This window comes from Pseudomonas sp. S32, assembly GCF_016648095.1.
Classification (GTDB): domain Bacteria; phylum Pseudomonadota; class Gammaproteobacteria; order Pseudomonadales; family Pseudomonadaceae; genus Aquipseudomonas; species Aquipseudomonas parafulva.
The window spans coordinates 1-23,893 of the sequence record NZ_JACVVF010000053.1; the positions used below are offsets into that span (position 1 = coordinate 1).

21 protein-coding genes are annotated in these 23,893 nt (G+C 62.8%); 9 read left to right on the plus strand and 12 right to left on the minus strand.

From position 1 onward, the window contains the following. Positions 1–240 precede the first annotated feature (240 nt). Together rhtA and IAE38_RS20675 are read left to right on the plus strand one after the other, a co-directional pair. Positions 241–1,128, plus strand: a complete 888-nt coding sequence (rhtA, locus tag IAE38_RS20670; RefSeq protein ID WP_201164442.1) for a threonine/homoserine exporter RhtA — start codon at positions 241–243, stop codon at positions 1,126–1,128. A gap of 189 nt (positions 1,129–1,317) precedes the next feature. Then, entirely contained in the window at positions 1,318–1,599 is a 282-nt protein-coding gene (locus IAE38_RS20675; protein ID WP_028632588.1) for a hypothetical protein, read from the plus strand. 44 nt (positions 1,600–1,643) lie between these two features. Here IAE38_RS20675 and IAE38_RS20680 read toward each other — a convergent pair whose 3' ends face one another. The 3 genes from IAE38_RS20680 to IAE38_RS20690 form a co-directional block, all read right to left on the minus strand. Continuing rightward, complete coding sequence (locus IAE38_RS20680) at positions 1,644–3,452, minus strand: aminopeptidase P family protein (protein ID WP_201219050.1); 1,809 nt, start codon at positions 3,450–3,452, stop codon at positions 1,644–1,646. Between the two features lie 144 nt (positions 3,453–3,596). After that, the gene (locus IAE38_RS20685) at positions 3,597–3,974 is read right to left on the minus strand and encodes an antibiotic biosynthesis monooxygenase (RefSeq protein ID WP_201164444.1); all 378 of its coding nucleotides are present in this window, start codon (positions 3,972–3,974) and stop codon (positions 3,597–3,599) included. A 98-nt stretch (positions 3,975–4,072) separates the two neighbouring features. After that, positions 4,073–4,636, minus strand: coding sequence for a helix-turn-helix domain-containing protein (locus IAE38_RS20690; protein ID WP_201164445.1), 564 nt, complete (start codon positions 4,634–4,636; stop codon positions 4,073–4,075). Between the two features lie 83 nt (positions 4,637–4,719). On the opposite strand from IAE38_RS20690, the gene IAE38_RS20695 reads away from it, so the two are divergent. The 7 genes from IAE38_RS20695 to IAE38_RS20725 all read left to right on the plus strand — a co-directional run bounded on the left by IAE38_RS20695 (position 4,720) and on the right by IAE38_RS20725 (position 11,877). Next, the gene (locus IAE38_RS20695) at positions 4,720–5,670 is read left to right on the plus strand and encodes a DMT family transporter (protein WP_201219051.1); all 951 of its coding nucleotides are present in this window, start codon (positions 4,720–4,722) and stop codon (positions 5,668–5,670) included. A 143-nt stretch (positions 5,671–5,813) separates the two neighbouring features. Continuing rightward, entirely contained in the window at positions 5,814–8,729 is a 2,916-nt protein-coding gene (locus tag IAE38_RS20700; protein WP_201219052.1) for a monovalent cation/H+ antiporter subunit A, read from the plus strand. Then, positions 8,729–9,073: a Na+/H+ antiporter subunit C gene (locus IAE38_RS20705; RefSeq protein WP_186661221.1), complete on the plus strand. Its 345-nt coding sequence runs from the start codon at positions 8,729–8,731 to the stop codon at positions 9,071–9,073. Before IAE38_RS20700 ends, IAE38_RS20705 begins: the two co-directional genes overlap by 1 nt. Then, a complete protein-coding gene (locus IAE38_RS20710; protein WP_201219053.1) occupies positions 9,070–10,755 on the plus strand; it encodes a monovalent cation/H+ antiporter subunit D in 1,686 nt (561 codons plus the stop codon). Before IAE38_RS20705 ends, IAE38_RS20710 begins: the two co-directional genes overlap by 4 nt. Beyond that, positions 10,752–11,240, plus strand: coding sequence for a Na+/H+ antiporter subunit E (locus tag IAE38_RS20715; RefSeq protein ID WP_201219054.1), 489 nt, complete (start codon positions 10,752–10,754; stop codon positions 11,238–11,240). The genes IAE38_RS20710 and IAE38_RS20715 overlap by 4 nt, the downstream gene beginning before the upstream one ends. Continuing rightward, the gene (locus IAE38_RS20720; protein WP_028632579.1) at positions 11,237–11,515 is read left to right on the plus strand and encodes a K+/H+ antiporter subunit F; all 279 of its coding nucleotides are present in this window, start codon (positions 11,237–11,239) and stop codon (positions 11,513–11,515) included. The genes IAE38_RS20715 and IAE38_RS20720 overlap by 4 nt, the downstream gene beginning before the upstream one ends. Next, positions 11,512–11,877, plus strand: coding sequence for a Na+/H+ antiporter subunit G (locus IAE38_RS20725; protein WP_060483500.1), 366 nt, complete (start codon positions 11,512–11,514; stop codon positions 11,875–11,877). Before IAE38_RS20720 ends, IAE38_RS20725 begins: the two co-directional genes overlap by 4 nt. 12 nt (positions 11,878–11,889) lie before the next feature. On the opposite strand, the gene IAE38_RS20730 is transcribed toward IAE38_RS20725, so the two are convergent. From IAE38_RS20730 to IAE38_RS20770, 9 genes are all read right to left on the minus strand, one after another. Further along, positions 11,890–12,096: a hypothetical protein gene (locus tag IAE38_RS20730; RefSeq protein ID WP_201219055.1), complete on the minus strand. Its 207-nt coding sequence runs from the start codon at positions 12,094–12,096 to the stop codon at positions 11,890–11,892. Beyond that, positions 12,093–12,563 carry a hypothetical protein gene (locus IAE38_RS20735; RefSeq protein ID WP_201164451.1) on the minus strand — a complete coding sequence of 157 codons (471 nt, stop codon included), beginning with the start codon at positions 12,561–12,563 and terminating at the stop codon, positions 12,093–12,095. The genes IAE38_RS20730 and IAE38_RS20735 overlap by 4 nt, the downstream gene beginning before the upstream one ends. Before the next feature lie 466 nt (positions 12,564–13,029). Further along, positions 13,030–13,434 (minus strand): TraR/DksA family transcriptional regulator, encoded by a 405-nt coding sequence (locus tag IAE38_RS20740; protein ID WP_028632575.1) that lies wholly within the window; start codon positions 13,432–13,434, stop codon positions 13,030–13,032. A gap of 272 nt (positions 13,435–13,706) precedes the next feature. Continuing rightward, positions 13,707–14,480, minus strand: a complete 774-nt coding sequence (locus IAE38_RS20745; RefSeq protein WP_201219056.1) for an enoyl-CoA hydratase — start codon at positions 14,478–14,480, stop codon at positions 13,707–13,709. Positions 14,481–14,493: 13 nt separating this feature from the next. After that, entirely contained in the window at positions 14,494–15,621 is a 1,128-nt protein-coding gene (locus IAE38_RS20750) for an acyl-CoA dehydrogenase (protein WP_201164453.1), read from the minus strand. 8 nt (positions 15,622–15,629) lie between these two features. Beyond that, positions 15,630–16,823: an acetyl-CoA C-acyltransferase gene (locus IAE38_RS20755; protein WP_201164454.1), complete on the minus strand. Its 1,194-nt coding sequence runs from the start codon at positions 16,821–16,823 to the stop codon at positions 15,630–15,632. Between the two features lie 11 nt (positions 16,824–16,834). Next, positions 16,835–17,602 carry an SDR family NAD(P)-dependent oxidoreductase gene (locus IAE38_RS20760; protein WP_201219058.1) on the minus strand — a complete coding sequence of 256 codons (768 nt, stop codon included), beginning with the start codon at positions 17,600–17,602 and terminating at the stop codon, positions 16,835–16,837. A gap of 13 nt (positions 17,603–17,615) precedes the next feature. Beyond that, entirely contained in the window at positions 17,616–19,262 is a 1,647-nt protein-coding gene (locus IAE38_RS20765) for an AMP-binding protein (RefSeq protein WP_201219060.1), read from the minus strand. 115 nt (positions 19,263–19,377) lie between these two features. Then, on the minus strand, positions 19,378–23,859 hold the full coding sequence (locus tag IAE38_RS20770) for an NEL-type E3 ubiquitin ligase domain-containing protein (RefSeq protein ID WP_201219062.1): 4,482 nt from the start codon (positions 23,857–23,859) through the stop codon (positions 19,378–19,380). Between the last annotated feature and the right edge of the window lie 34 nt (positions 23,860–23,893).

Sequence of the window (23,893 nt, forward strand, 5' to 3'; positions counted from 1 at the left end):
TTATTTTGAAGTTTTTTGCGAGAAACTCGTTTAGCTTCAAACACTTGACTCAACGGCTCAGCTTGCTTCGCTTTGCTGCATCGTTGGAGTGGTGCGCATTATAGGCTGTTATCTCAGGCGGTCAACCTTTAATTTCAACTTTTGAAAGGCCACCTTTATGCAAGGCACGCCTTGTCGAGCGCGCAGCAATTGCGCACTATACTGCGCAACCGCCCCTTCCTTATGGAACACCCCCTCGCTATGAACACCCCGCCCCGCAGCCTGGCCGCTACGCTGTTCCCCATCGGCCTGCTGTTGATCGCCATGGCATCTATCCAGTCCGGCGCCTCATTGGCCAAGAGCATGTTCCCCATCATTGGCGCCCAAGGCACCACCACCCTGCGCCTGGTGTTCGCCAGCGTCATCATGTTGCTGATATTGAGACCCTGGCGGGCCCGCCTCAATAGCCGAACCCTGCGCAACGTAGTCATCTACGGCCTGGCCCTGGGCGGTATGAACTTCCTCTTCTATATGGCATTGCAGACAGTGCCCATTGGGATCGCCGTGGCGCTCGAGTTCACCGGCCCGCTGGCGGTTGCAATTTTTTCCTCGCGCCGCGCCATCGACTTTCTATGGATTGCCCTGGCCCTGTTTGGCTTGCTGCTGCTTCTCCCCGCAGGCCACGACGGCCAGGCACTTGACCCGACAGGTGCCGCGTACGCCTTGGGCGCTGGCGTCTGCTGGGCGCTCTATATTCTGTTCGGCCAACGCGCCGGAGCCGAGCATGGCGTGCAAAGTGCAGCCCTGGGCGTGGTGGTCGCAGCCTTGTTCATTGCGCCCATCGGTATCGCCCACGCCGGCGCCACCCTGCTCACCCCAGCCGTGATCCCCATGGCGCTGGGTGTCGCGATACTGTCAACCGCCCTTCCCTACAGCCTGGAAATGGTCGCACTGACGCGCATTCCTGCACGCACCTTCGGCACGCTGATGAGCATCGAACCTGCCTTCGGCGCGCTGTCCGGCCTGCTGTTTCTCGGGGAAGTCCTGTCCATGACCCAATGGCTGGCCATCCTTGCGATCATCACTGCCTCGGTAGGCACCACGCTTTCCATGCGCAAAGCGCCCAGCCCAGCGATCGCCGCTGACTGATATGAGAAATCTTTTCATTTGAGACAACGATAGTGATTGTGGCGACCGGCATCGCTGATTAAGCTGTCAAAGCACCATCATCTTCATGCTATCTAATGCATCGAACAGGGACGCTGGGAAATTTCAGGAAGAATCGTAGCGATAACGACGGAACCAGCTTGCTGATCCGTCCTGCATTTAAGGACAGGAATGAAACGTACCTTGCTCATCCTGGCCATCTTGGCTATTGCTGGATGTGCCGCCACGGCGAAGACCGAGGTAAAAAGGGGCAAGAAAGGCCTGCATATCAATTGCTCCGGCCTTTCTTCTTCATGGGACAGCTGCTACAGCAAAGCAGCCACCGCCTGCAGCTCACGCGGATACCGCGTCATTGCACGCTCAGGCGACAGCGATGAAGAGGATGGGGATTACCTGTTCGGGATCAACCCTGCGGGCTATACCAGCCGCAGCATGATCGTCATTTGCAAGTAAATGGGGCTGCCGTTGCGCAGCCCCATTCGTATGCAACAACCGCTCTACAGCAAGGCAGTACGAGCGTGAAGCCAGGCCAGCGCTTCACCCTCCAGATACGGTGCGAGCCGTTCACGCACCGTGGTGTGGTAACCGTTCAACCATGCCAGTTCTTCGACAGTGAGCCTCTCAGGCAACAAACAGCGGGTGTCGATAGGGCAGAGTGTCAGGGTTTCAAACGCCAGAAAGTCACCAAAGGCGCTTTTGCCTGCATTGCGGTTAGCCACCAGGTTCTCGATGCGAACCCCCCATTGCCCAGGCCGATAAGTGCCTGGCTCAATCGAGCTGATCATGCCTGCCTGCATCGCTGTTTGCGGTGAGGGCGTCGCCTGGTAGGCAATTACCTGCGGCCCTTCGTGCACATTCATGAAGTAACCGACACCGTGGCCGGTGCCATGACCGTAGTCCACCTGGTCGGCCCACAGCGGTGCACGGGCGATGGCGTCGAGCAACGGCGACAACACCCCCTGGGGGAATGTAGCCCGGGACAGTGCAATCATACCTTTGAGCACGCGCGTGCAATCCTGTTTCTGCAGCTCGCTGGGCTGACCCACCGGCACCATGCGCGTGATATCAGTGGTACCGCCCAGATACTGCCCGCCCGAATCGATCAGCAGCAGACCGTCGCCTTCGATCACTGAATGGGACTGCTCGGTTGCGCGGTAATGGGGCATGGCGCCGTTGGCATTGAAAGCCGCGATAGTGGCGAAACTCAGGGACACGAAACCGGGGCGGCGAGCCCTGGCGGCGCTCAGCTGCTCATCGATCGTCAGCTCGGTGATGACCTCGCTGCCCGGCCGGGCCTCCAGCCAGGCAAAGAACTCGCAGAGTGCTGCGCCATCCTGCTCCATTACCTGGCGAACATGCCTCAGCTCTGGCTCCCCTTTGCACGCCTTGCTCAACGTGGTGGGGTTTGGGCCTTCGAGCAACTGCACCGCATCGCCCAACTGGTCCATAAGCCCACACGTGACACGGGCAGGGTCGACCAACAACCGGCTGCCACCGGGGATATCAGCCAGCGCCGCCCCTGCTTGGTCGTAATCGCGTACCTCTACACCGTCTGCCGCCAGAACAGCACGCAGGTTTTCGTCCAGCTTCCCGCTGCCGACAAACAGCAACGCCTGCTGCTGACTGATCAAGGCAAATGCGAGAAAGACAGGGTTGTATGACACATCGGTGCCGCGCAGATTGAACAGCCACGCAATGTCGTCCAGCGTGGCGAGAAAGTGCCAGTGCGCACCCTTCACCTGCATGACCTCGCGCAATGCGACCAGTTTATCCAACCTGGACACGGTGGCATAGGGCGGCAGGTGTTGGTAGACCGGATGGCCGGGCAACGCCGCACGCCCCTCCCACACCTGGCCAAGCACGTCTTTGTCAGTGACCAGGCGCACACCGCGATGGCCCAGGCGCTCACGCAATTGGCGCGCCGAGGCCAACGCCAATACCGCGCCATCCACCCCGACGCGACCATTGGCCGGCGCATGCTCGCCAAGCCAATCCAGCACGCCGGGCTGACCAGGCGAGAGCTTCATCAATTCAATGCCAGTGCCCGCGAGCTCATGCTCGGCCTGTTGCCAGTACCGGCTGTCTACCCACAAACCGGCAAACCCGGGCATGACCACCAGCGTACCTACCGACCCATGGAAACCCGACAGCCATCGGCGACCTTGCCAATGCTTGGGCAGATACTCTGAAAGATGCGGGTCGGCCGATGGAACCAGCAAGGCATCCAGGCCTTCGGCGGCCATGGCCTGGCGCACGCGCGCCAAGCGCTCTGGCGTAGGTTGCTCATAGGTAGGCTGCGCGTTCATGGGCTCTCCTGCAGGTGCGTCTGGGTTGATTCGTGGCACCGATAATGAAACAGCTCCCAGAGGGCTGCAATCAACATCGGCTTGTGCATGCCACTAGACCGCGCACATTTCAGCATTTCAGACGGGTCCTACACCGCTCAGGCGTTACCCCCGCTGCGCGTCATGCTCACCCATCTGGCAGTAGAGGGCACCGTGTGGGCCACGCGCCAGGCTGCGAAGCGCCTGGTAAGCAGCGAAGTGGGCCCCGCGCGCCTGGTAGCGCTGCAGCAATTGCACATACGACTCGTCGACAAAGTAGGCAGCAGCACCGACCCACGCCTGCCGGGACTCCCACTGCAGGTACTGCAGCACCCGGCTGCCGTCTTCGCTCGCCTGTATGCTGATCGTCTGCAACCCGTCGCATTGAAGTGCCAGCGCCTCACTGCTGTTCATCAACGCTTGCGCCAGCTCGCGCTGAAACAGGCTGGGTACCTGGTATTCGATCATCTGGGTGAACCAGATGGCAGTAGGGTTTGCCGACATTCACTCTCTCCTGGCCATTGGCGCTTGGTGCGCGATGCCGGAGAGGGTAAAACCTCAACTAAACTCGAGGTCAAGTGCCTGGCCGAGCTATTCGGCTTTCAGATGACGACGTTGCGCACAAAAGTGACTGCTGTCTCGCCGTCGTTCCGGTAGGCATAGCGGCAGTTACTGGGGAACACATGAAACTGCCCTTGCTGCAGCCGGTGTTCGGTGGCTTCGATGATCAATGTGAGCTGCCCCTGCGTCACATACAACTGTTCACTCCAGCCCTCGGCATCGGCCTCGCTGCGATAGCACTCGCCGGGAGCCAGGGTCCATTCCCACAACTCCACCTCGCGCCGCGCCACGCTGCTGCCCAGCAGCACTGCACGGCTTTGCGGGTGTTCACCGGCCCAGGCCAGTTCCTCGATGCGGCCTGGGTCACGCAAGTTGGGCGCCTGGATCAGTGTACTGAACGCCACACCGAGGCTCTGGGCAATCAAGTCCAGTGTGGTGAGGCTGACATTCTTTTCACCCGCCTCGATGGCCACCAGCATGCGCCGGCTCACACCAGAGCGGTCGGCGAGCGCGGCCTGACTCATGCCTGCCGCGTGGCGCAAGTTGCGTACATTGAGGCTGACGTGCTGCAAAACCGAGGCGCGATGTGAAGGGTCTTTGTGCACTATATTGCTCACTTACAATTGTTGCGCAGTATACTGCCCAGCGTGTGGCGATTGTGCGCCGCCCCCTACGAGCATGCAAGCCCATGACCACAGCCAGCCAACAGCCCACCCCCAGCGTCACGTTTCGCCTGAGCAAAGCGGAACTGGTGCTGATATTCATCACCATGTTGTGGGGTGGCACCTTCCTGCTGGTGCACAACGTGATGACCGTCAGCGGCCCCATGTTCTTCGTCGGCCTTCGCTTTGCCGCAGCTGCGCTGTTCGTGGGCATGGTTTCTGCGCGGGCGCTGGGCGGGCTCACACTCACCGAGCTCAAGGCTGGGATGCTGATCGGCGTGACCATCATGCTGGGTTACGGTCTGCAAACCATGGGCCTGCAGACCATAAGCAGCAGCCAGTCGGCGTTCATCACCGCACTCTACGTACCCTTCGTGCCACTGCTGCAGTGGGTGGTACTGGGGCGCAGGCCCGGCCTGATGCCGAGCATTGGCATAGGCATCGCGTTCGTTGGGCTCATGCTGCTGGCAGGGCCCGACAGCGGCAGTTTGCACATGAGCGAAGGTGAAGTGGTCACCCTGGTCAGCGCCATCGCCATCGCCGCCGAAATCATCCTGATCAGCCGCTTCGCCGGCCAGGTCGATGTACGACGGGTCACCGTGGTGCAACTGGCAACGGCCTCGGTGCTGGCGTTTCTGATGGTGGTGCCGACGCAGGAACGTATTCCGGACTTCTCCTGGCTGCTGCTGGCCAGTGCAGTGGGCCTGGGGGCCATGAGCGCCGTGATCCAGGTTGCCATGAACTGGGCACAGAAATCCGTATCGCCCACCCGGGCTACCTTGATCTACGCGGGCGAGCCTGTGTGGGCAGGCCTGGTCGGGCGCATGGCGGGGGAGCGCCTGCCCGGTGTGGCCCTGTTGGGCGGGCTGTTGATCGTGATCGCGGTGGTGGTCAGCGAGCTCAAGGTACGCCGCACGCGTCAGGCGGCCGGCCGCACGCAACCACAGAATGAACGCGCCCCCCAAGCCGACCTCTAACGCTGCGGCTATGCTTTGTAAAAAACTGTTATAAAAAAACAGCTTGTCACAGCGTATTTGTAGGATTCTGCGACAGCTTGCGGGTTGGTGATCGACCCCTCTGGCACGTATGATCCTTGGCAAACCTCTCAGAATAGAACTCTATGTCATTGATAGTGCTATTGCTTCTGCCGTTCGTGGGCAGTTTGCTGGCAGCCGCGCTGCCGCACAACGCACGGAACGCCGAGTCCATTCTTGCTGGGCTCGTGGCCTTGGTCGGTACCGTCCAGGTAGCACTGCTTTACCCTCAGATCGCCCACGGGGGCGTCATTCGCGAAGAGTTCTTGTGGCTGCCAAGCCTGGGGCTGAACCTGGTATTGCGCATGGACGGCTTTGCCTGGTTGTTCTCGCTGCTGGTACTGGGCATCGGCACCCTGGTGTCGCTGTACGCCCGTTACTACATGTCTCCGCAAGACCCGGTTCCGCGCTTCTTCGCGTTTTTCCTGGCCTTCATGGGGGCCATGCTCGGCCTGGTCATCTCGGGCAACCTCATACAGCTGGTGTTCTTCTGGGAACTGACCAGCCTGTTCTCGTTCCTGCTCATTGGCTACTGGCACCACCGCGCTGACGCGCGTCGCGGCGCTTACATGGCCTTGATGGTCACCGGTGCAGGGGGCCTATGCCTGCTGGTGGGGGCGCTACTGCTCGGCCATGTGGCAGGCAGCTATGACCTGGACAAGGTCCTGGCTGCAGGTGACACCATCCGCCAGCACGCACTGTACCCCGTGCTGCTGCCACTGATCCTCATCGGCGCACTCAGCAAGAGCGCGCAGTTCCCCTTCCAGTTCTGGCTGCCCCACGCCATGGCGGCCCCCACACCGGTCTCGGCCTATCTACACTCGGCGACCATGGTCAAGGCCGGGGTCTTCTTGCTGGCGAGGCTGTGGCCAGTATTGTCCGGCAGCGAAGAATGGTTCTGGATCGTCGGCGGTGCCGGCGCCTTGACGTTGTTGCTCGGCGCCTTCGCCGCCATGTTCCAGAACGACCTCAAGGGCCTGCTGGCCTACTCCACCATCAGCCATCTTGGCCTGATCACCCTGCTGCTTGGGTTGAACAGTCCGCTGGCCGCGGTGGCTGCCGTGTTCCACATCCTCAACCACGCCACCTTCAAGGCGTCGCTGTTCATGGCCGCAGGCATCATCGACCATGAAAGCGGCACCCGTGACATACGCCGTCTCAGTGGGTTGATTCGCCTGGTGCCCTACACTGCCACACTGGCCATGGTCGCCAGCGCGTCGATGGCCGGGGTACCGCTGATGAACGGTTTCCTGTCCAAAGAGATGTTCTTTGCCGAAACCGTATTCATCACCTCCAGTGCCTGGATCGAAGCCTTGCTGCCGGTCATCGCCACCCTGGCAGGCACATTCAGCGTGGCATACGCCCTGCGTTTCACCGTGGACGTGTTCTTCGGCCCCACGGCGCAAGACCTGCCGCATACCCCGCACGAGCCGCCACGCTGGATGCGTGCGCCGGTCGAGTTGTTGGTCCTGACCTGCCTGGTGGTGGGCATCTTCCCCGCCCAGTCGGTTGGCCCACTGCTGGCGGCCGCAGCCCTGCCCGTGGTCGGCGGCACGCTGCCTGAATACAGCCTGGCGATCTGGCACGGCTGGAATGCCCCGTTGATGATGAGCCTGGTGGCCATGAGCGGCGGCGTAGTGCTGTACCTGATGCTTCGCAAGCAAATGCGCCGCGGGCGCTTCACGTACCCGCCGGTGATCGAACGCTTCAACGGCAAGCGCCTGTTCGAGCATGGGCAGATACAGCTAATGCTGCTGGCCAGACACGTGGAGCGCCTGCTCACCAGTCGCCGCCTCCAGGCGCAGCTGTTCATGATCGTGGTGGCAGCGTTCCTCGCCGGCCTTACGCCCATGGTCTACAGTGGCCTCACATGGGGCGACCGGCCGAAGATTCCAGGCTCCGGCGTGTTCGTCGCACTCTGGCTCATCGCGATTGCCTGCGCGATTGGCGCCGCCTACCAGGCCAAGTACCACCGCCTGGCCGCACTGATCATGGTCAGCGTCTGCGGCCTGATGACCTGCATCACCTTCGTCTGGTTCTCCGCACCTGATCTGGCGTTGACCCAGCTGGTGGTGGAAGTGGTGACCACGGTGTTGATCCTGCTGGGCCTGCGCTGGCTGCCAAGGCGTATAGAAGGTGTATCACCACTGCCAGGCAAATTTGACAGGGCCCGCGCCCGACGCCTGCGCGACCTGCTGCTGGCGGTGCTGGTGGGCGGCGGCATGGCAGTGCTGTCCTATGCCATGCTCACGCGGCCAACGCCCAACGACATTTCCTCGTTCTACCTTAGCCGCGCACTGCCCCAGGGTGGTGGGACCAACGTGGTCAATGTGATGCTGGTGGACTTCCGCGGCTTCGACACCCTCGGCGAAATCACCGTGCTGGTCGCCGTGGCGCTTACCGTATTCGCCTTGCTGCGGCGCTTCCGCCCACCCAAGGAGAGCATGCAACTGCCCACACAACAGCGCCAGCTGGCGCCTGATGTGGTGACCGACCTGGTCAACCCACGCCACGCCACAGACACCGCCATGGGCTTCATGATGGTGCCGGCCGTGCTGGTACGCTTGCTGCTGCCCATCGCCCTGCTGGTCTCGATGTACCTGTTCATGCGGGGTCACAACCAGCCTGGCGGTGGCTTCGTGGCAGGTTTGGTCATGTCGGTGGCGTTCATCCTGCAGTACATGGTTGCCGGCACCCAATGGGTCGAGGCGCAGATGAGCCTGCGCCCACTGCGCTGGATGGGTATGGGCCTGCTGTGCGCGACCCTTACCGGTGCCGGGGCCATGCTGCTCGGCTACCCGTTCCTCACCACGCACACTGCCCACCTGCACCTGCCGGTACTGGGTGATGTGCACGTGGCCAGCGCACTGTTCTTCGATGTCGGCGTGTACACGGTAGTGGTCGGGTCGACCCTGTTGATCCTTACCGCACTGGCCCACCAGTCAGTGCGCGCCTACCGCCCGGCCAACCCGGCCAAGAACCGACAGACAGGAGCCGCCTGATGGAAGAAGTTATTGCAGTCGCCATCGGCGTGCTGGCCGCATCCGGGGTGTGGCTGATTCTGCGCCCCCGTACCTACCAGGTGATCATGGGCCTGTGCCTGTTGTCGTACGGGGTCAACCTGTTCATCTTCAGCATGGGGAGCCTGTTCATCGGCAAAGAGCCGATCATCAAGGACGGTGTAACGCAAGACTTGCTGCACTACACCGACCCGTTGCCCCAGGCGCTGGTGCTCACCGCGATCGTCATCAGCTTCGCCATGACCGCGTTGTTCCTGGTGGTGTTGCTGGCCTCCCGCGGGCTGACGGGCACCGACCATGTCGATGGCCGGGAGCGTGAGGAATGAGTGGCATGAGTCAGCTGATCGTCGCCCCTATCCTGCTGCCCCTGATCACCGCAGCTATCATGCTGTTGCTTGGCGAAAAGCACCGGCAAATCAAGGCCCGCCTGAATTTGCTCTCCACCTTCGCAGGCCTGTGTGTGGCTGTCAGCCTGCTGCTATGGGTGCGCACTCAGGGCCAGGCAGAATCGATCGGCGTGTACCTGCCGGGTAACTGGCCAGCACCGTTCGGGATCGTACTGGTACTCGATCACCTTTCTGCGCTGATGCTGACGCTGACCGGCATCATCGGTTTCTGCGCCCTGCTGTTCGCCCGAGCCCGCTGGGATGGGGCCGGCGCCAGCTTCCATGCATTGTTCCAGATCCAGTTGATGGGCCTGTACGGCGCCTTTCTTACCGCCGACCTGTTCAACCTGTTCGTGTTCTTCGAAGTATTGCTGGCTGCCTCGTACGGGCTATTGCTACACGGCTCTGGCCGGGCACGGGTACGGGCGGGGCTGCACTATATCGCTGTAAACCTGTTCGCTTCGTCATTGTTCCTGATTGGCGCGGCGATGTTGTACGGCGTTACCGGCACCCTGAACATGGCAGACCTGGCCCTCAAGATTCCACTGGTGCCCGAGGCCGACCGCGGCCTGCTGCACGCAGGTGCGGCCATCCTCGCCATGGCGTTTCTGGTCAAGGCCGGTATATGGCCGCTGAACTTCTGGCTGGTACCTGCCTACGCATCGGCCAGCGCCCCGGTGGCAGCGCTGTTCGCCATCATGACCAAAGTCGGCTTGTACGCCGTGCTGCGCCTGTGGACCTTGCTGTTCTCCGGCCAGGCCGGAGCCTCGGCCTATTTTGGCGGGGAATGGCTGGTGTATGGTGGCCTGGCAACGTTGGCAGTCGCGGCGGTGTCGATCCTGGCAGCCCAGCGCCTGGAACGCATGGCAGCGCTCAGCATCCTGGTTTCAGCGGGTACCCTGCTTGGCGCTGTCGGCTTTGCCCAACTCGCCCTGACCGGTGCTGCCCTGTTCTACCTGGTCAACTCCACCCTGGCCATGTGTGCGCTGTTCTTGCTGGCCGAACTGGTCGAACGCTCGCGCTCGGCCAATGAATTGCCGCTGGACGAAGAAGAAGACGCCATGCCGTCGCCGCTGGAGTCGCTTCACCCCCCAAAAGGCATCAACCTCGATGACCAGCAAAAAGCGGTGATCGGCCAGATCATCCCCTGGACCATGGCGTTCCTCGGCCTCAGCTTCATCGCCTGCGCCCTGCTGATTATCGGCATGCCGCCGCTCTCAGGCTTTGTGGCCAAGGTGAACCTGATCAGCGCACTGTTCAACCCTAACGGCCTGGGTATGCCGGCCGAGCAGCCGCTAGGCGCGGCCGGGTGGGGCCTGGTGGCGCTGCTGGTGTTGTCGGGCATGGCTTCGCTGATAGCCTTTGGTCGCGTGGGTATCCAGCGTTTCTGGAAGCCAGACGAGCGCCCTTCACCGGTACTGCGCCGCTTCGAATGCCTGGCGGTCGTGCTGCTGCTGGCCTTGTGCATGGCACTCAGTTTCAAGGCCGAGCCATTGCTGCGCTATACCCAGGACACGGCTGCGAGCCTGCAGGCGCCGGATGCCTACATAGAGGCGGTGATGGCGGCGCGGCCAATACCAGGCCCGACTTCGTTCGACGTGCAGGCAGAGGTGCAACCATGAGCCGCCTGTTCCCCGCGCCTTTGCTCTCCCTGTCCTTGTTCGTCTTGTGGCTGCTGCTGAACCTTTCGGTGAGTGCCGGCAACCTGCTGCTGGCAGCCGTACTGGGTATCCTCGCACCGCTGCTGATGGCGCCCCTGCGCCCGCAGCACGCCCACGTGCGCCGCCCACGGGTGATCGTAAAACTGATCGGTCGCGTAGGCCTGGATGTAATCCTGTCAAACCTGGAAGTGGCACGGGGCGTACTGCGCGCCGGCAAACGCCCGCCCCGTTCGGCCTTTGTTCACATACCGCTGGCCTTGCGTGAACCCCACGGCCTGGCCACGCTGTCGATGATCACCACCGTGGTACCCGGCACTGTCTGGTCTGAACTGGCGCTGGACCGCAGCGTGCTGTTGCTCCATGTGTTCGATCTGGAGGACGAGGCGGCTTTTATCAAGCACTTCAAGGACACCTACGAACGCCCGCTGATGGAGATCTTCCAATGACCGGCCTGCTCGCCAATGCTGTTCTAGCCAGCCTGTTCATCTTCGCACTGGCCATGGGGCTCACGCTGGTACGGCTATTCCGCGGCCCATCGGCCCAGGACAGGGTGCTGGCGCTGGACTACCTGTACATCCTGGCCATGCTGACCATGCTGGTGCTGGGTATCCGCTATGCCAGTGACACCTATTTCGAAGGCGCGCTGCTGATTGCACTCTTCGGTTTCGTCGGGTCGTTTGCCCTGGCCAAATTCCTGCTGCGCGGTGAGGTGATCGAATGACCGAATCTCTGACATTGCCCTTCTGGCTCGAGCTGGTCACAGCCCTGCTGCTGCTGACCGGCAGCCTGTTCGCCCTGGTCGGCGCAATAGGGCTGGTGCGCTTGAAAGACTACTTCCAGCGCATGCACCCCCCGGCACTGGCCTCGACCATCGGCGCCTGGTGCGTGGCGCTCGCGTCGATCATCTACTTCTCCTGGCTCAAGGAAGCTGCCGTACTGCACGCTTGGCTGATCCCGATTCTGCTGTCCATTACAGTGCCGGTCACCACGCTGTTGCTGGCGCGCGCCGGGCTATTTCGCAAGCGCCAGGCCAAAGAGCCGGTACCCGAAGAAGTCAGCAGCGGCCTGGACAGCGGCAACTGAGCGTGGCTGCCGTCACGCTTGGCTAAGGCGCTGCAATTCGCGCCTGACCATGGCGGCATAGGGCGGCGGCCCCAGCTGATAAAGCTCGGCCGCTACCCAACTCAACCAGCCTGCTTGCAGCTCACAACGCCGGGCCAGCAACCGCTCAGCCTCGGCCACCGCCCGCGCATGGTGCTGGCGATGGAACGCTGCACGGGTGACAGGTGCATCCCCGGTCACTCACTGGCCTTGAAGGTAGTGAGCTCACCTTTACGCCATTTGGCAACCTTGCCCGTCACTGCCTTGAGCAGCTTGCCAAGGCCTTCCTGAACCTGCTGCTGGGCTGCGAACACCAGCATGACACCCTGGCCTTCACGGAACACGATGCCCTCGCCTTCGGGCACTGACACGAATGCGTAATCGCCTACCCCGTACACATTCAACTTGATATCGCGAAAGCGTATTTCCAACTTGCCGCCCTCGCGGCTTGGTAGCACGGCAGCACGAAAGTGGTCGCCGACTTTCAGCTCCAATCGCTGTTTGTCATCCACCACCAACGCGCTTTCGGTATCGATTTCGGCCATGTAAAGGCCATCGGGGTTCTGTTCGGTAACGTAGACAAAACGGCCCTGAAACAAATGAGCCAACTTGCCGCGCAGGTCGCCCAGGGCGAACAACGCATGCGTATCAAGAGTACTGACTGCCAATGAAGTAATCCTCAACCGTTTACTACCCGCGCCCGTCAACGCTCGACGAGGCACGGCCGTTTCTAATCGATAGGCTAAAAGACTAATAAAACACGCTGTGAAATGTCTGCCCCCGCTGGCGCTGCAGCGTGCAGGAATTTTTACTGTGGCTTGCCGGCTTCGCCGTCGTTAAAAGACTTGGGGCATGCTCCCACGGCGATGAGCGCTTAGTCTGACACTCACTGCCCGTAAAAATGCGGTTCAGGAATGGGCCTGCGCGATACGAGCCCTGACATCCACTTGCGCACTGCTGGCGGGGGAATATGCCCGAAAACGGTGAAACCCGTCGAGAGCTAATCCCTATTTAGCAGGCCGCAGGGCCTTTGCGCAACTGCCACTGCTGTGCCCGGCGTATGTAGCCGATCAACCCGCCAGAAAAGCAAAAAGCCCCAGGGATCGCTCCGTGGGGCTGTGCATCGCGTGCGGATCAGACCTGGCGCTGGTGGCGGTCCAGCTGCTCGTGGCGCTCCTGGGCTTCGATGCAGTACTTGGTGGTCGGGCTGATGAGCAGACGCTTCAGGCCGATGGGTTCACCGCTGTCGTCGCACCAGCCGAAGCTCTCGTCAGTGATGCGGTCCAACGCCATCTCCAACTGTGGCAGCAGGCGCTGATCACGGTCGATGGCGTTCACCAGCCAGCTGCGCTCTTCTTCAACCGACGCCACATCGGCAGGGTCCGACGGGGTGTCCAGGCCTTCGATGGTGGCGCGGCTCAGCTCGATGCGTTCATGGGTTTCGACTTTCATCGCTTGCAGCAGCTGTGTGAAGAAGGCCAGCTGATCAGCGTTCATGTAGTCATCGGCCGACATGGCCAGCAACTGTTCCTTGGTCATCGAATTCTCTATGAAAATATGTGCATTTGGGCGATTCGGTTGCCGCCGACGCCCAGGCATCGGCAGCGAAATTCTTCAAGCGCCAATCGGCACTCTTTTACAGGGGGCGGAAGTCTAAGGCGCCACGTCGCCTGGAGCAACAGCAATCGCGGGCGAATTTGCGTGAAGGGTGCAGATTCCGCTGGTCGGTGCGCACAAAGCGGGCCGCCACCGGCAAGTGCCCTTGCAGGTGGCGGCGGCATCCAGCAACTCAAGCAGGCAAGCGGCAGGGCTCAACGGTCCTTGAACTGCGCCTCGCGCTTGGAGATAAAGGCCGACATGCCTTCTTTCTGGTCTTCAGTGGCAAAGGCTGCATGGAACACCCGGCGCTCGAAGCGCACCCCCTCGCTCAGCGTCACCTCGAAGGCGCGGTTCACGCTTTCCTTGACCATCATGCTCACCGGCACCGACTTGCTGGCGATGGTCGCCGCCACCTTGAGGGCTTCTTCCAGCAGTTCGGCCTGGGGCACCACACGCGCCACCAGCCCCGCCCGCTCCGCCTCTTCAGCCCCCATCAGGCGCCCGGTGAGGCACAGCTCCATGGCCTTGGCCTTGCCCACCGCACGCGTCAGGCGCTGGGTACCGCCCATGCCGGGCAATACACCGAGGTTGATTTCCGGCTGGCCGAACCGGGCGTTGTCGCCCGCCAGGATGAAATCGCACATCATGGCCAGCTCGCAGCCGCCGCCCAGGGCAAAGCCAGATACCGCGGCAATGATCGGCTTGCGGCGGTTGGCGATGCGGTCGGCGTCGGCGAACAGGTCATCCACATAGATTTGCGGGTACTCAAGGCCGGCCATTTCCTTGATATCGGCGCCCGCAGCAAAGGCCTTGGCAGAACCTGTCAGCACGATGCAACCAATTGCCGGGTCGCGCTCCAGCTGGTCCAGGGCCTGATTGATCTCGCTGACGATCTGCGCGTTCAGTGCGTTCAGTGCCTGAGGGCGATTGAGTGTAATCAGCCCGACCTTGCCGTGAATGTCCAACAGGATGGTTTCGAATGCCATGCGGTCTGCTCCTTCAAAGATTGCGCGCAATGACCATGCGCTGAATATCGCTGGTGCCTTCGTAAATCTGGCAAACCCGTACGTCGCGGTAAATGCGCTCCAGCGGGAAGTCACTCAGATAGCCATAACCCCCCAATGTCTGCAAGGCATCCGAACAGACCTTTTCGGCCATTTCCGAGGCGAACAGCTTGGCCATCGACGCCTCCACCAACGCCGGGCGCCCGGCGTCACGCAGCGCAGCGGCGTGCAGCACCATCTGCCGGGCGACGGCAATTCGGGTAGCCATGTCTGCCAGCCTGAAGGCGACGGCCTGGTGCTCTACCAACGCCTTGCCAAAGCTCTGCCGCTCGCGCGCATAGTCGCGGGCCACCTCGAACGCAGCCCGGGCCATGCCCACGGCCTGGGCCGCGATACCGATACGCCCGCCTTCGAGGTTGGCCAACGCGATGCGGTAGCCCTCGCCCTCTTCACCCAGCCGGTTGGCCACGGGTACGCACACATGGTCGAACACGATCTGGCACGTGTCGGAGGCGTGCTGGCCCAGTTTGTCTTCAACCCGCGCTACCTGATAACCCTGCGAGTCGGTGGGGACGATGAAGGCACTGATACCGCGCTTGCCAGCGCTGGGGTCGGTGACGGCGAACACGATCACCACGCCGGCATTCTGCCCGGAGGTGATGAACTGCTTGCTGCCGGTCAGCACGTAGTGGTCGCCTTCACGCCGCGCACGCGCCTTCAGGCTGCTGGCATCAGAGCCTGCCTGGGGTTCGGTGAGAGCGAACGCCCCCAACATCTCGCCTGTGGCCAACGGCGTCAGAAACTGTGCCTTCTGTTGGTCGCTGCCAAAACGCAGAATGGGCACACACCCTACCGAGTTATGGACGCTCATGATGGTCGAGCAGGCACCATCACCGGCGGCGATCTCCTCCAGGGCCATGGCATAGGCCACGTAACCCGTGTCACTGCCGCCCCACTGCTCGGGCACCAACATGCCGAACAGGCCAAGCCCGGCCATTTCCTCGATGGCCTCCTTGGGAAACCGGTGAGCCTTGTCCCATTGCTCGGCAAAGGGCTTGAGCCGCTCCTGGGCGAAACTGCGCACCGCATCGGCGATCTGTTGTTGCTCGTCGTTAACCAGCATGCTTCACCTCAGTACAGGCATTCGATAGCCATGGCCGTAGCCTCGCCACCGCCAATGCAGATGGCCGCTACACCACGGCGCAGGTTGTTCTGACGCAGCGCGTGCAGCAGCGTGACCAGAATGCGCGCGCCGGAAGCACCAATCGGGTGGCCCAGCGCACAGGCACCGCCATGGATGTTGACCTTCTCATGGGGCAGGTCCAGGTGTTTCATGGCCGCCAGGGTCACCACAGCGAAGGCTTCGTTGATCTCGAACAGGTCGACGTCGCTCAGGCTCCAGCCGGTGCGCTTCATCAGCTTGTCCATGGCACCGATAGGCGCAGTGGGGAACAGTGCAGGGGCATCAGCGAACGCGGCATGCCCATGGATCACCGCCAGCGGTTGCAACCCGCGCTGGTCGGCCTGGGAGCGACGCATCAGCACCAATGCTGCGGCGCCATCGGAAATGGAACTGGCGTTGGCTGCGGTCACTGTCCCGCCTTCGCGGAAAGCTGGTTTGAGCTGGGCGATCTTGTCCAGGCGCGCCTTGGGTGGCTGCTCGTCATCCTTGATGACCCGCTGCTGCTTGCCCTCGATCACATCCACTGGCACGATCTCCGCAGCGAAGCGGCCGGCCGTAATGGCCTGCTGGGCACGGGTGAGCGACGCCAGGGCGAACTGGTCCTGGGCCTCGCGGCTGAAGCCATTGGCCTGCGCGCAGTCCTCGGCGAAGGTGCCCATCAGCCGGCCCTTGTCGTAGGCGTCTTCCAGGCCGTCCATGAACATGTGGTCGATGATTTTGCCGTGGCCCATGCGGTAGCCCGCACGGGCCTTGTCCAGCAGGTAGGGGGCGTTGCTCATGCTCTCCATGCCGCCGGCCACCACCACATCGGCGGTGCCGGCCAGCAGCAGGTCATGGCCCATGATGGCCGCCTGCATGCCCGAGCCGCACATCTTGTTCAAGGTGGTGCAGGTGGTGTGCTTGCCCAGCCCTGCGCCCAACGCCGCCTGGCGTGCCGGCGCCTGGCCCTGGCCGGCCGGCAGCACGCAACCGAACAGCACCTGGTCGACACTGGCTGCATCCAGGCCGGCGCGCTCGACAGCCCCACGAATGGCTACGCTGCCAAGCTGCGCTGCAGTCAGGCTCTTGAAGTCGCCCTGCAGCCCGCCCATGGGGGTGCGTGCAGCGCTGACGATTACCACCGGATCATTGCCCAGGTTCATGATGCTTCTCCTTACTTGGCCGCCATGCGCAGCGCACCGTCAAGGCGGATCACCTCGCCGTTGAGCATGCTGTTCTCGATGATATGCCGCGCCAGCGCGGCGTACTCCTGCGGGCGGCCGAGCCGTGGTGGGAACGGCACGCCGGCCGCCAGCGAAGCCCGCACTTCTTCGGTCATGCCAGCCATCATGGGGGTTTCGAAAATGCCCGGGGCGATGGTCATTACCCGGATGCCATGACGCGCCAGCTCGCGGGCAGCAGGCAGCGTCAGGCTGGCAATCGCCCCCTTCGACGCCGCGTAGGCCGCTTGGCCAATCTGCCCATCATAGGCGGCTATCGAGGCCGTATTGATGATGACCCCGCGCTCGGACCCCTCGTCGGCAACCCCTTCAGCCATGGCCTCGGCGGCGAGCCGCAGCATGTTGAAGCTGCCGACCAGGTTGACGTTGATGACCGCGGCAAAGCTGGCCAGGCGGTGCGGGCCCTGCTTGCCGAGCACCTTTTCAGCGCCAACGATGCCTGCGCAGTTGACCAGGCCGTGCAGGCTGCCAAACGCACTGAGGGCAGCCGCCACGGCGGCCTTGGCGGCCGCTTCGTCGCTGATGTCTGCCACGCTGAACCTGGCCCTCTCGCCCAACGCCTGGGCTTTGGCCTCGACCGCCTCCGCGTTGAGGTCCACCAGCATCACCGAGGCACCGGCCTCGATCAGCATCTGCGCAGTGGCAGCCCCCAGGCCGGAGGCTGCGCCGGTGACGATGAAATGTTTGTTGGCTATCTGCATGTCGGGTTTCCTTTCAGGCGCCGGCGTTATTGGCTTGTTGCGCTTGTTGTCTGGCCACTTCCTGGTTACGCAGGATGAAGCGTTGCAGCTTGCCGCTCGGGGTCTTGGGCAGCTCGCTGACGAATTCGATTTCTCTTGGGTAGGCGTGGGCGTAGAGCCGTTGGCGAACATGCTGGCGCAACTGCTCTTCCAATTCGTCACTCGCCGTGAAGCCATTGGCCAACACCACGAATGCCTTGATCAGCTCGGTGCGCTCAGGGTCCGGCTTGCCAACCACTGCCGCCTCCACCACCGCCGCATGCTCGATCAGCGCACTCTCCACGTCGAACGGCCCCACCCGGTAGCCCGACGTGGTGATCACATCATCGCTACGCCCGACAAAGCTGATGCTGCCGTCCGGGTTCAATTCGACGGTGTCGCCGCTGAGGTAGTACTTGCCGGCAAACGCCTTGGTCGGCAGCGCGTGATAGCCCGCAAACCAGCACATCGGCGACTGCTCACGGTCAACGGCCAGAATGCCCGGCTGGCCCGGTGGCAACTCGCGACGCTGTTCGTCCAGTACCACGATGCGGTGCCCGGGCACCGCAAAACCCGCTGCGCCCAGGTGCACGGGATGGGCAAGGCCATGGTGGTTGCACAGCACCATCCCCAGTTCGGTTTGCCCGTAATGGTCATGGATGGTCACACCCAGTTCGTCGCCAAACCAGCGGATAACCTCAGGGTTCAGCGGCTCGCCGGCACTGCTGACCACCCGCAGGCACCCCTTGACCGGTGCAGAAAACTGCTCGCCCGCAGCGATGAGCAGGCGGTAGGCCGTCGGCGAGCCGGCAAGGTTGGTGATACCCCGTGTGCGGATCACCCTTGCGCAGCTCTCCACGCTGAAAGGCCCGTCATAGAAGGTGGTCGCATACCCAAGCGATAACGGCCCGGTCACAGCGTAGTAGAGGCCATACGCCCAACCGGGGTCGGCCAGGTTCCAGAACCTGTCCTCGCCGCGCAGGTCGATGGCGTCACGCATGTAGCCCTGAAACGCAACGATTGCCCTCAGGGGGACCTGCAGCGGTTTGGCAGGCCCGGTGGTGCCGGACGTGAACATCAGCAGAAACGGGTCATCGCCCGTCAGCATCACCGGGTCGCACCCCTGTGGCGTCTGCTCCAGGCACTGCTGGAAGTCCAGTTCACCGCTACGGGCATTGACCGTGATGATCAGCGGGCAACCCTTCACATCATCCAGCTTGGAGCGGTTATGGCTGTCGGTGACCACCACCCGGGCGTGCGACTGGTGCAGGCGGTGCTCGATGGCCGTCGGCCCGAAAGCGGTGAACAGCGGCTGGTAAACGGCGCCCAGGCGCCAAGTGGCCAAAATCGTCACCAGCAGTTGCGGAGTCCGCGGCAACAGCCCCGCCACCCGGTCACCGGCTACCACGCCCTGTGCTCTCAGCACGCTGGCAAACCGAGCGGCAAGCGCCTGCAGTTGCTCGAAACTCAACTGTTCGGTATTGCCATCGCGGTCTTCCCAATGCAGAGCCAGCTTGCCACTGCCGACATGGCGATCGCAGCACTCGACGCAGGCATTGAGCGCCTCGAGGCTGCCGTGCAGCGCGGCGCTGGCAGTGTCGAAATAATTGAACGAACGGGCAGCCTCGGCGTAATCACGCATCGTCGGACTCCTGGCTTGTTTTTGTTGGAGTGGTCCGACGATGTTCGCGCCGACCAGGCGCTGGGGCAATGGCCAAAGCTGTCAATGTGGCTGACCGGTTTGGCCGCTGAAGGCCTCAGCCCAAGCCCCGCTCCCGGCCGAATAGCAACTGACGCGTCAGCTCTTCTACAAGCATCTGCCGATCCCCGGCATGCTCGATTTCCAGGTCGTCCCACTCCAATTGGTATTGATCAGCTGGCAGCTCGCCTTGTCGCGCAGCCAAGGCAGCGCGGCGCGCGGCCAGGCGTGCATCGAGGGACGCGAAGGCCTGGGCGTGTAGGGTTTGCATGCAACGCTCCCAAAACGCCCTTTGGGCCAGGCTGACAGCCAGCGCGTCGGGTGGCTGCGCCGACAGCACCTCCTGGCAGGCTTGGTCGAGCTGGGCCTGGGTCACGTTGGCCGCCTCCTCGTAGCGCATCGCCCGGGGCTGGCACGGCAGGTTCAGCCGCACCCGCAAACGCACGCGGTATTGCAGGCTGAGCGCGATCTGGTCGACCCATTCGCGAGCGGCCAACCGCTGCATGATATCGCGCCTGACCACCTGCTCCAGCCGTTCCAGGCGAAACAACTGCTGGCCGAGCATCAGCAGGTCATTGCTTCGATCCGGCAGCGTATAATGCTCGGCCGCCTCGGCCAGCACCCTCAGTTGCAGCTCACAGAAACGGTCAGCGACCGTGTTGGCACAGGTCAAAGGCAATTCGGCCAAGCTGAAGACACGCTGTCGCAATTGAGCGTTGCCATCAATCGCTTCAAGTACCGACCAGACTCGCTCGGCAAGGTAGAACGAGGCTTGCTGGTAGTCGCCAGTGTCCTGCAGGCGGCTGAGCACCCTGAGCAGGCCGCCACTGCGCGGCATTGCCATGATCCGGTCCCACAGCGCTTGCCGGCCGGGCGTCTGCTGCACATCGATGGCATCCAGCCACAGCCGACGGGTTGCGGTCGGCTCGACGGCCCGCCGGGCCTCAGGCAAGTGGAAGTGCTCAGCGATGGTGTCGAGTGCGAAGAGCTGCTGGATGTCCGCCATGCTCAAGCGGTTACGGTCTACCATCAGGCCGAGCCGTTGCACGTGGGGCATTGAAAGGATTGCCTGCGGCACCAGACCCAGCTGGTTGTCCCGCAAGTCTGCCCGTTCCAGGCCTGCACACAGCTCCAGCCCCGAAGGCCATTCACCCAGTTGGCAATGGCGCAGGTTCAGCTCAACCAGGTGTGTCAACTGGTTGTAACGCACATGGAAGGCCCCAAGCGGGTTGTAGCTCAAGTCCAGCGAGCGCAGGTGGGGCAGGCCATTCATTACATCCAGGGCATTGCGGTTCAGACGAATGCGGTTGTGCCCCAGACGCAACGTGCGTAGCTCTACAAGGTAAGCGAGGCCGACCGGTACCTGCAGCAGACGGTTGTTGGAGAGGGTCAGCTCACGCAGGCCACTGAATGCACGAAGAAAGTCTGTAGGCACCTGTGTGATGGGTACGTCGCGGACCACCAGCGCCCTGATCTGGGGAAAATCGATGTGCCCGGGCAGCTCCGGCAGGCTGGCCAGGTTCAGGTTGATCAGGCTCAGCCGCTGGCCCTGCCCGTCGCTGCCCCAGGGTTCCCCTTGCAGCCGCCATGCCCGGCGCAGCCGCGCCGCCACCTGCTGGCGCACAGCCTGGCGTCCAGGGTCGAACTCGAAGCTGGCCCATCGGCTCAGATGCCGCTCAAGGTCGGCGAAGTCTTCCTCCAGCTCGAGCAATGCGTCGTAGGCAGACCGCGGCCCCTCCACCAAGCGGGCCAGTTGCTCATCGATCTGCGCATCGTTCAACCCTGGGTACAGATTACGTAAACGATCGCGCAGCACGCGCTGAGGGCTTGGGTACCGAGGCAGGCGCCCGCTCAAGGGGTAGCCGACACGGCCATCGGGCATGCGCCGGCCAGGGTTGAACCAGCGGGCCTGGGGCGCCCAGCCGAGCACTCGGCTGATCGCGTCATGGCTGGGCGGAAGGTGCTTGAGCAATTGCTCGCGCAGCGCGGTGATCGGTTCAGCGCCCGCAAGCCCCAATGCCTCGGACTGCGCAGGGGTCAACACCCCCAGCAAGCACTCGAACAGGCTGCCCGACTCATGGACCAACGCGCCGTAGCCGGGCGCCACCTCTTCGCGCACCTGGAAAAGCCCATCCTTGTGCACTACTTTCAGCACGGAAGCGTTCTCCACCCGCGCGCCCAAAACAGCGATACGGCGCCCCGGATCACTCATACTCCAGAGTTCCAGGTACCGGGGCGGCCACCCTTCGAGCTGGCGCAACAGCGCGAACGCAAGCTCACCGGTTTCATCGCTATAGGCGTGGTCCAGATACAGGCCACAAACCGCACGGCTCAGCCGGGCGACCCGCATCAGCGCTGCGCCCTGCTGCAGGCTACGCAGCGGCAACTTGCCTTCAGCCAACGCAAGCTGTCGCTCAACGGCGCCCATTTCATGGGCCAACGTTTGGGCATAGGTGACAGGCAGCCCTGGCAAGTCACGCGCCATTACCGCCAGCAGGGGGTCGTCGTCGGCTTCCTGGCGGCACAGATGCTCGAACAGGCGCCTGCGTAGCCGAGGGGCCGCAGCCAGCAGCTCGTCACGCGCCCCGGCCTCCAGCGATATGCCACACGCGTCAAGGCACCATTGCAGAACCTGGGCATCATCACGGGGTATCGAGCCTGCCTGCAAGCCGGCAAAGAACTTGCCGATTCGCCTGTCTGCGCTGAACCGCAGCAGGGTATCGTGCAGGTTGGCCGGTGTATCCCGGCACTCCACCTGCAGCCCACGCAGCTCATCCATGTCGACACCTGCGGCAAGCAGCACGCGAGATGCTTCTGTTTCGTCCAGCGGGGTGTGCAAGGGCCACACGCTGTTCAGCAACGCCTGGGGGTGCTGTTGCTCAAGCGGTCGTGCATCAGTCAATCGCCAACTGCGGCTGCCAAATGCCTCGATACGCGGCCCATAGCCGCCTGGGCGCCGAGGGTGACAAATACGCCAAGGGCCATGGCCTTGCGGGCGGTGCACGGGATAGTAGTGTTGGCCGACCCGAAGCAATCTATGGCCCTGATCGCGATGCAGCCCATCCGCAGACAGTTGAGGGTACTCGGGCGTCAACGCATAAGGCTTCAGGTCATTGGCCCACAGCCGCTTGCGGCCGTCACCGAGCACAACCGGTTCCAACCCTTCGACAAATTCACTGGCGGCAAAACCGCGGGCCGTCAGGTTGACGCCTGCTGCAACCGCAGCCGTCACCGCCAAGGTTTCCGCTACGCCCAACATGTGTTCCAGCGCCTCATGCTGGTGCCCGTGGTACCAGTCGGCTGCGCCCTCGAAAACCTCAGCAAGCGTCTGAACCACCAGTTGCCCCAGCAACATGGCCCCGACCAGCGGGATGAACAAGCCTGCGAGGTTGGCCAGGCCCAGGCCGACAGACAACCATTGCTCACGCAGCGTTGCCGATGCCTGTTGATCCACCAGCGCGGTGGGCACCAGTAATAGCCGGGCATCGTCCTTGACCCGTTGTACCTGCTGCGTGACCAGCATGCTGAAAATGTCCCCGACCTGGGGCACGCCCTCCAGCGCCAGGTCTGGCACGGGGTCAGCCAGCCGCTTACCCAGCAACTGCAAAAATGCGGCGCGGTCCTGCACTGCCACCAACTGGCTGAGGTAGCTGCGGTACCCCGGCTCGCGCAAGGCATCGGCCAACACGGCGTTCATCCGTGCGGCAGAGGTGAAGTAACGCAAGGCCTGCGTGGGATCGCTGGGCAGGTACAAGACCAGACCCTGGTCGTTACCGCGTGCGTCGCGCAGCTGGATCAGCAAGGCATCGGCCAAGGTGTGCCCCAGCACACTGAACAGGCCTGGATACCCATGAAGGTCCTGGCTCCCTGCATCACTGCTGGCGATGCGCGCCAGTGCCAATTGCTGAGGCGCGGCAAGGTCACCGCGCAGTGCGGCAATTTCGGTCGCCAGGCTCAGTGCTGTGCGTTTGTCCTGGGCCAATGCCTCACAGGTCTGCTCGGTAAACACCTGCGTCAGCAGCCGTTGATAACGCTCACCAGCATCCAGCCCGCGGCAGGCCAGGACCAAGGCGTCGGTGTCCCCGGAAAGCGGGGTGCTCTCGCCTTCCATCACCAAGCCACTGCCCTGATAGAAACTGGCCTTGTCTTCGAAATTCTGCATCAGCCGCAATACCGCAGGTTCTCGCCACTCGATGACGGCTTGCACCGGCAGGGCGACACCCGGTGGCACCGAGAACCTGCGACGAATTTCGAGCCACTGCAGCTTTTCCAGGCCCGGGCTGCCAGGCAGGCCCTCGACCAGGCGTTGCATGTGCAGCTGGGCAAAGCTGTGCAATGGCACCAGGCGTCGCGTGGCGGAACGTACCTGCGCCTGGCTGGCGTGATGCGCCTTGAAACGGTCGCGCAGGCGATTGATCTGGGCGGGGGACGCCCGCTTCAACCACTGGGGCAGCCGGGCGCCGATGAAGTCATGGGTGGCACGCGCCATCTTGGCGTCGCGCTGTGCAGTGGATGTTGCGGGCGTTGCGCTGTCAGTCATTGGGGTTGGTCCAGAGAGAGGGCTAACCGCTCGA